Annotated in this window: 3 protein-coding genes; 2 read left to right on the plus strand and 1 reads right to left on the minus strand. The window is 64.4% G+C overall.

What is annotated here, in order from left to right; translation table 11 throughout:
• Positions 1 to 55: 55 nt before the first annotated feature.
• A complete protein-coding gene (locus AC1DVV_RS08755; protein WP_457280516.1) occupies positions 56 to 5,206 on the minus strand; it encodes a two-partner secretion domain-containing protein in 5,151 nt (1,716 codons plus the stop codon).
• A 395-nt stretch (positions 5,207 to 5,601) separates the two neighbouring features.
• Here AC1DVV_RS08755 and AC1DVV_RS08760 point away from each other — a divergent pair, with 395 nt between their 5' ends.
• Both AC1DVV_RS08760 and AC1DVV_RS08765 read left to right on the plus strand, forming a co-directional pair.
• Complete coding sequence (locus AC1DVV_RS08760; RefSeq protein ID WP_457280515.1) at positions 5,602 to 6,297, plus strand: response regulator; 696 nt, start codon at positions 5,602 to 5,604, stop codon at positions 6,295 to 6,297.
• Positions 6,298 to 6,309: 12 nt separating this feature from the next.
• Complete coding sequence (locus AC1DVV_RS08765) at positions 6,310 to 8,301, plus strand: sensor histidine kinase (RefSeq protein ID WP_457280514.1); 1,992 nt, start codon at positions 6,310 to 6,312, stop codon at positions 8,299 to 8,301.
• The last annotated feature ends 165 nt before the right edge of the window (positions 8,302 to 8,466 follow it).

An 8,466-nucleotide genomic window follows, 5' to 3' on the forward strand; every position in this document is an offset into this window, starting at 1 on the left:
CTCACCGCAGGCCCACCAGGGCCTCGCCTACCCCGCCTCCTCCCCAAGCTGCCGCCTATTCGCCTCTGTCCTGGCGGGCTGCCTCTGCGGCGGCATTCAACGCCTTCATGCGCGCGCCATCATCCAGTATGTTGAACGGATCGTCGTCCACCGCGCTCGATATGCTGCCTGTGCCATCTCCATTGGCGCTATCGGCGCCACCCGTGACGCCACCCATGGCATTGCCCGTGCCGGCAATGGTGTTGAGCGCGGTCACATAAGGCCCATCCAGCGCTGAAGTTACGCCGAAAAGGGATGCAGGCAAAGGCGGCGTACCGGTCATCGTCAGCGTGCCGTTGGTATAGACGACGTTGTAACCCAGGGCCGATGCCAGCGTGCCCTGCGTGATGGCATGTGTGGGGCCGGTCGTGGCAGCGCCTGTGGGCGCCGACAGCGCACCGTTCAGCGCGCTGGCCGCGGTGTCGCCCGCCACCAGGCCGCTGTTGACGGCGTAGGTGAGAGCCGGGTCGGCGCCGCCGTAAGCCTTGCTCTGGTTGTCGCCGCTGACGTTGAGCGTCGGCACAACGCTGTAGACAAAGCGGTTGCCGGTGATCGAGGTCATCGACGCATCGCTGGGCGCATTGGCGGCGTAACTGCGGCCAAAGGCATTGCCGGTGGAAGCCATGCCGCCCAGGGTGCTGGCAGCCGGATCGGTCGAATACACGAGGAAACGGCCGCCCGCGCCTGGGTTGAGCGCGCCAGCCCCGGCGTTGTTCACAAAGTTGCGCCCGGCGGCCAGCACCAGCGAATCGTTGGCTGCGCTGCCGGACGTGACGCTGTTGGCCAGCGTGAGGTCGCTGGCTGCGCCGGTGGTGCGCACCAGCACCTTTCCGGTGCCCGTCAGGCCTGCCGTGTTGACGGTGCCCACCGTCAACGCACCGGCCTGCGCGTAGGCCACATCGCCTGTGTTGCCGGCCAGCGTCGTGACCGCATTGCCTGCATTGTTGAGGATGTGCGTGCCCGTGCCCAGCAGCTCCAGGCCGGTGGCCGTGATGCCCGCGGTTTGTGTGCTGGTACCGGCGGTGCTCAGCGTGAGTTCGCTGGCCGTCAGCGCGCCGTTGATGGCGATGTTGCCACCGGTCGTGATCAGCTTGAACTTGTCCTGCGCATTGCCGAAGGCGTTGTCGACCGTGATGCCGGCCGCGGATGACACGCTGACTGTCTGCGCAGACCCGGCGTTAGTGCTGATGGCGAGATTGCTGGTACTCAGCGCATTGGCGGCAGTGAGGCTGATGTCGCCCGCAGCGCCAGGTTCTGTGGTCGCCAGCGTTTGCAGGCCGGTCACATTGGTGCCCAGCGTGATGCTTTCCCGTGCGGTCGCGTTAAGCGTGGTGCTGGTGATGTTGTTGGCCGCGCCATTGGCGTCAAGGATGGCTCCGAGCGAGGAGCTGAGAGTGACCGAGCTGCCGGACACCGTCTTGACCGCCAGGGCGAAGGCAGCGGTGACGTTCACCGCGCCCGTTGCACTGACGTTTTCCAGGGTGCCGCCGTTGGCCAGGTCCAGGTTGACCTGTGAACCGGCGCCGCTCGCCACCGCAACGACCGGGCCGGTCGTGTAAATGGTGATGGGGCGGGCGGTGCTGGCGCCTATGCTGCCGTTGCCCGCCTCCAGGTAGACCGAGCCACCCGAGAGGGGATTGATGTTGGTCTGGACAGTTTGCGTACTGATGCCGCCCGTGGCCACCATGCTGAAGCCGGCGGTGCCCGCAGTCGTACCCGTGGCGTTGCTCAAAAAAGGCATGTAGGAGCCCACCATCAAGATATTGCCCGTGTTGGCGATATCGACGCGGCCGGCGCTGTTGAAGCTGCCCTGGAAGCTGGCGGTGGCGGCGGTGTTGCGAAGGGTGATGTCGCCCGATGTACTGTTGTTAAGTCTGCCGAAATTCTGGATCTGGTTGCCTGCGTTGGCCAGCGTCATGCCCCCGAAACTGGTGGCCTGCAAGGTGTTCGCGACGATGGCCTGGGTTTGCGACAGCGCGCCGCGGCTTAGCAGCGCAACAAGACCGGTGCCGGACTGGGTGATGCCGGCCGTTCCGTCCACCGTCCCCACCGACAATGCAGAGTAGGAGCTAACCTCGAAATTGTTCGTTCCGTAGGCGCGACCGCTGACCTGGCTGATCTGGTTGAGTGAGTTGGCCAGGATGACGGTTTGTGCATCGGCCTTCAGGTTGGCAACCGTGAATGCCGCTGTTTGCGAGATGCCCGAACCTGCAGCGTTGCTGTTTATCAGGCTCAAGCTGGGTGCGCTGGCCAGGTTGATCGCGCCGCCGGTGTTGCCGATGACTATGCCGCCTGTATTGGAAGTGCTGCCGATCGCGATCACCGACGCGGTGATCCGGTTAAGCTCGGCGTTGCTCAGGTTCATGGCGGCGGTTTCTGATGCGCCGCCGAGTGTGATCGGCTGGTTGGCGCTGAAGATGTCCGTGTTGACCAGCACCTTGCCCGCGCCCGCGTTGACGGCGGAGCCGATGTTGATGCGGTCGCCCAGCAGCGTGATCGCACCGCCTCCGCTGGTGATGCTGGTGCCGTCGATGTTCAGGGCGTAGCTGCCGGCCGGCGCAATTGCACCCGCTGGAAAATTCATTCCGCGCAGCGTCATGGCCGCCGTGTTGGAGTTGATGCTGCCGCCGGTCAGGCTCACGGCATGCCCCCCGCCCATAGAACTTGTCCCACCGAGGTTGCCGATCATGGTGATCTCGCCGGTCGAGTTGATGCTGCCGCCCACCATGGAGATGCCGGTAATATTCGCCGTTCCCCCGTTTGAACTACTGAACAAACCCGTACTGTTAAAACCAAGCCTGCCCGCGATGATGTCTGCGCCTGCATCGATGAGGACGCCGGAGCCGCTGATCCCGGCAGCATTTAACGAGGACGAACCGTCGAGCGTGATGCTGCGCAAGGTGCCGGACTGCACTTTTCCTCTTGCTATAAGGCCCTTGACCTCGGTGGCGGCACTACTGACACCGGCCCGGCCGGTAGCGGTGATATAGCCGCCGGTGCTGGATACCTCCGAGCCGGTGCCGAGTTCCACGCCGGCAGTACCTGCCAGGGAAAACAACCCTGTACGCCCGGTGATGTCGATGTTGCCCGCACCCGTGATCCTGGCCAAAGAATCCAGCCGTACCCCGCGGGCCACCTGAGCAATGACCCCGGTCGTGCCTACGTCACCGGCGATAGTGACGGTGCCGGTACCGCCGGTCACGCTGGAATTGGTGACGACCACGCCGCCCGAAGAGCCGCCCGTGGCGCTGCCGCCGCCGTTCACCAGTCTGCCGGTGATGTTTATCGTTCCGCCCCCGCTGACGCCGACGTTGGTTTGCGTGACGCCTTCATTGACGAGCTCGAGCGCGTGGTGGCTCGTCCTGGCACCCGACGCTTCGACGGTAATGTTTCCGGTGCTTGCCACGCTGGTGCCCGCCAGCTTCACGGCGCTATCGGCGCTGTTGATGTTGGCATTGCCGCTGGTAAGCGTGGAGCGGTCCAGCAGCACGCCATACTGCGACTGGTCTGTCGTGGTGCCGTTGATGGTGAGGGCGCCGGTGCCGGCGTTCACGGTGCTCTGGGACACCAGAACGCCCGAGCTCCCGGCCTGGCCCGCCCCGGACAGCGTGATCGCGCCTCCGCTGGTCTGCAGGACCGTGTTGCTGATATCCAGCGCGCCGGCGGAGTTGATATTGATCGTTCCGGCGCCGCCGGTCACGGAAATTGCGGAGGTCTTGATGGCCTGGCTGGCCGCGGCTGTGGTCACGCTCGCCGAGCCCCCGCCGGAAACCTTGAACGTCAGGCCGGCGCCATGCGTGCTGCCCGTGAGGTCGATGCCGGTACCGGTGGGGCCTGTGGTTCTGATGGTGAGATTGCGGCCACTGAGGAGCTCCACATCGCCATTGCCGAAAGTGCCCGTGACGTTGATCGAATCCGTGGCCTCAATAACCACGTCGGAACCCATCGCTTCAATCGTGTCCTCGTAAATGGTGTCGGCGGCCCCGCCTGTGCCGCCCGCGATGGTCATCGTGGCCGGGTCCAGCAGCCAGGTGCCGGTCTTGCCTCGCGGCGCCAGCGTGTTCACCCTGAAGCCCGGCAGGATTTTGAAGTGCGCGGCGCTTGTCTCGATAAAGCCGCCGTCACCGCCATCCGGGGCGCTGGCATCCAGCGTACCGCCCATGTTGACCATGCCGTGCTCCATGTCGCCGATCAGCATGATGCGGCCGGCCTTGTTGGCAATCGTCTTCGCTTCAATGACGCCGGTGTTGTTGACGGTTCCCATGGTGAGGCTGTCCAGCGCTTTGGCGCCGAGCAGCACCTGGCCGCCGTCGGCCTTGATGAGCTGTTTGTTCTCGGCCAGTGCGTTGATCGCGCCCTGATCGATGCTGTAACCGAGCAGGCTCCCGTTGTCCAGATTCAGGGTGATCTTGTTGCCGGCTGCCAGAAGCGCCGTGCCAAGGCTCGCGGTCATGACGCCTTCGTTGCGCACCTCGGGCGCCAGCAGTGCCAGATAGCCGCCCTGCCCTGCGTTCAGCGTGCCCTGATTCACCACCGAGCCACCGGAACCCGTGAACACGTTGTTGCCGGCCATGAAGTCGGCATTGCTCATGGAAAGGGTAGAAGCCACCAGGCCGCCAACGTTGACCTGAGAACCCGCACCAAACAACACACCGTTGGGATTGAGAATGAAGACCTGGCCGTTGGCCGTGAGGCTACCCAGCAGCTCGCTCGGGCTGCTGCCGGTGATGCGGTTCAGCGCAATCGCCTGCGCATTGGGCTGGTTGAATCTCAGCGCTTCGTTCGCTGCGGTAGACAGGGATGTCCAGTCGATGGCTACCCGCTGGGAGCTTTGGTTGATCGTGGTGGTGTTGCCGACCGTGGTGATGCCAGCCGCACCCGCGGTCACGCTGGCATTGGCCGCATCGGCAGCACGCGCCTGGTGCGTGACCACGGCAAGAGAAGTGAGCAATACCAGCGCTGCGCGGCAGGCGGTATTGAGCCTGAAGCCCGCGCCTTCGCCACCCCCTTCAGCCGATTCGGCCGGTGCCGAGCCGAACAGCACGCTGCTACGCGCAGAGCCGCCCTTGCTTTTGCCTCTGGCGTTCTCAGCCACAGCCACCCACAACCCTAAAGCCGCGTTCCAGACGAGGCGGTAAATACGGTTCATGCTGGCGTGGCTTTTCATGGAAGACTTTCGTTGAAGGGCGGAGCTTGCAGCGGACCAGGCGGTTCGCCAATCAGCCGGGCCCGCGCCCCGGCTGTTATGGAACGCTCTGGCCGACTGGCCGTCATCGTACGAATCACGAAAGCCGCTGTCTGTAGCGCATATGCGCTACGCCAGATACCTTCAGGTGCCCCGTTCTAGAGACGAGATCGGGCTGCAGACCAACAGCAATGGGCGCAGACAGCTATCAAAAATATAGCGATCCGGTCGGCCGGATGGCATGATGATCGGCACCGACGGGGCAGTGAACAGGCCCTGCCGGTGACAAGACACCCGTTACCGGCTTGCACGTAGAACAAACGATCTACACAAATAGCGAGTCGTGTACCCGAAAACCGTCGCAAAATGTCTGCCTGATGAATGCACCTCCCGCTGAACAAGACCTGCCCATGATCCATGTCGCCATCGTCGAGGACGATCCGGGCTTTCGCGGAGCGCTGAGCCGCGTGGTGCAAGGCGCTTCTGACATGCGCCTGGTGGGCGCGGCAGGTACCCGTGCCGAAGGCTTGCAGATGCTGATGCAGCCGCCGGCCGATGTGCTGCTGGTTGATTTAGGCCTGCCCGATGGCTCTGGCATCGACGTGATCCGCGCGGCTTCCCGACAGTGGCCGGCATGCAGCATCATGGTGAGCACCAATTTTGGCGACGAGACGCATGTGATGCAGTCGATTGAGTCCGGCGCTGCCGGCTACCTGCTGAAAGACAGCTCACCGCTGAAGATGGCGGCAGAGATCCGCAGCCTGGCCAGCGGCGGCAGCCCGATCAGCCCCATCATCGCCCGGCAGGTGCTGGCGCGCTTTCGCCGCAGCACCGCAGCCGGCGCCGGCACGACGCCCGCCGATATCGACGCGTCATCGCTGCTGTCGGCACGTGAAAAAGAAGTGCTGGACTACATCACCAAAGGCTTCACTGCGGTGGAAATCGCCAGGTTGATGGAGTTGTCGCACTTCACGGTGCGCACTTTTGTGCGGCGCATCTACAGCAAACTCAAGGTGACCTCCAAGGCTGAAGCAATCTACGAAGCCAGGAACCAGGGCATTTTGGCGCAGTAGTTGCCCGCGCGAATGCCCTTTCATCACCACCGCCTCTCGCGCCTCTTGCGCCCCTTGCGCTTTTCGCCCCGTGCGGCCGTAGCGCTGCTGGCAGCAGCTGCGGTGCTGACGGGTCTTGTCGCCTGTGACTCTGCAGGCACCCGCGAGGGTGGTTCCCCCAACGCAGCGGCCCTGCATCTCACCCAGGCTGACTGGCAGGTGCAAACCGATGCGGGCTTCACCTCGCCACCGCTCACCCTCGACGGCCAAATCCTGCTGGACCGCTGGCAACCCGTTACGCTGCCGCATGCCCTGCCCATAGCGTTGCTGGGACAGGCCCGGGCTGCAGCATCCGCCGGCGTGGCCCCCGTCACACGCACCAGCTGGTTTCGACTGACCGTGCCGCAGGCCCCGGCATCGTCCACGCCGCTGGCGCTGTATGCGGCCCGCGTGCGCACCGACGGCACCCTCGCGGTGTATGCCGACGGTCACCTGGTACACACCGCACAGCAGCAAGGCCCGTTATGGAACAGCCCGCACACGCCGCTGTGGGTGCTGCTGGAGAAATCACCCGATGGCCGGCCGCCGCACGAGATCACGCTGCGCATCGAGCACACGGCTGCGACGCAGGTGGCGCTGTCATCACTGTGGCTGGGCCCGGTGGATGCCATCAGCTGGCGCTACCGCGGCCGCCAATGGCTGCAGCAGGAATTGCCGGGCATGTTCAGCTCGGCTTTCCTCGCGGTCGGCATCTTCGCCTTGCTGGTGTGGTTGCGGCGCCGGCATGAGCCGGGCTATCTGCTGTTTTTTGTGCTGGCGGTCATGTCCTTCGTGCGGGGCCTGCATTTTTATGTGAGCTTCCCGATTGCCAACGACTGGTTTGCCTGGTTCACCGTCAACTCGCTGTTCTGGCTGGTCACGGTGGTGCACTTTTCAATCGGCCTGCTGCACCGGCGCCAGCAACTGTGGCTGACGCGGGCACTGATCACCGCGTCCGTGCTGATGGCCCTGCTGACCCTGCCCCTGTGGTCGGCCCTGCCCAACACGCCGAGGACCACACCAGTGCTGTATGTGGTGGCCGCACTGATGGGCGTGAGCGTCAGCGTGGCGGGCGTCATCAACGCCTGGGGGCGCTCTCGCAGCGCCATGGTGGTGGCCATCGGGACGGTGCTGGCCACGCTCTTTAGCGCGACCGACTGGCTGGTACAGAACAATTTCATCAGCCCCGAAAGCTGGTATATGGGCCCGCATACCAACGCGATCACCTTCAGCGTCTTCGGTTATGTGATGTACCGCCGTTACACCGGCGCCATTGCGGAAGTCGAGCAGGTCAACGCCAGCCTGGCCGAGCGCCTGCGGGCGCGTGAAGCCGAACTTGAAGCCAGCCACCGCAGCCTGCGCGAGATCGCCCAGCAGCAGATGCTGAGCGATGAACGCCAGCGCATGATGCAGGACATGCACGACGGCCTGGGCTCGACGCTGATCAGCGCCATCCGCTCCATCGAAGTCGGCGGCATGAGTGACGAACGCGTGACGCAGACCCTCAAGGACTGCATGGACGACCTGAAGCTCGCCATCGACTCGATGGAGCCGGTGGAGGCCGACCTGTTGCTGCTGCTGGCCACACTGCGTTTCCGGCTCGAACCCCGGCTGGAAGGCACCGGCGTCACGCTGCTGTGGGAAGTGCAGGTACTCCCCACGCTGGACTGGCTGAACCCTTCCAGCGCGCTGCACATCCTGCGCATCATCCAGGAAAGCGTGGCCAACATCCTGCGCCATACGCATGCGACCGAGATCCGCTTTAGCACTGCCATCGAAGGCGCCGGGGTGCAGGTCATCATCGAAGACAACGGCCAGGGCTTTGATGTCGACCAAGCCTTTGGCGACGCCGCGGGGAAAGGCCTGCAAAACCAGCGGCGCCGCGCGCAAACCATTGACGGCACGGTCAACTGGCAATCGGGGCCGGCGGGCACGCGCTTTACCTTGTGGCTTCCATTGGCCCCCACAGTCACTCACTCCGTGTAGTTCCTTGCCCCCCGAGGGGGCCGCCCGCCTGTGGCCCGGCAAAGCCGGTTCCACGGCTCATGCTGGTTGAAGAGTTCTGGGCGCATAAACGGGGGTCGCGGGACTGGCTTTGCCAGACCGCAGGCGCCGCCCCCTGAGAACAGGCTACACGAAGTGAGGCTGGAC

This window comes from Polaromonas sp. P3_B4 (assembly GCF_056402835.1).

Bases quoted from the DNA above. Each gene is read 5' to 3' on its own strand.
- AC1DVV_RS08755 (WP_457280516.1), bottom strand. From the start codon at position 5,206: ATGAAAAGCCACGCCAGCATGAACCGTATTTACCGCCTCGTCTGGAAC.
- AC1DVV_RS08760 (WP_457280515.1), top strand. From the start codon at position 5,602: ATGAATGCACCTCCCGCTGAACAAGACCTGCCCATGATCCATGTCGCC.
- AC1DVV_RS08765 (WP_457280514.1), top strand. From the start codon at position 6,310: ATGCCCTTTCATCACCACCGCCTCTCGCGCCTCTTGCGCCCCTTGCGC.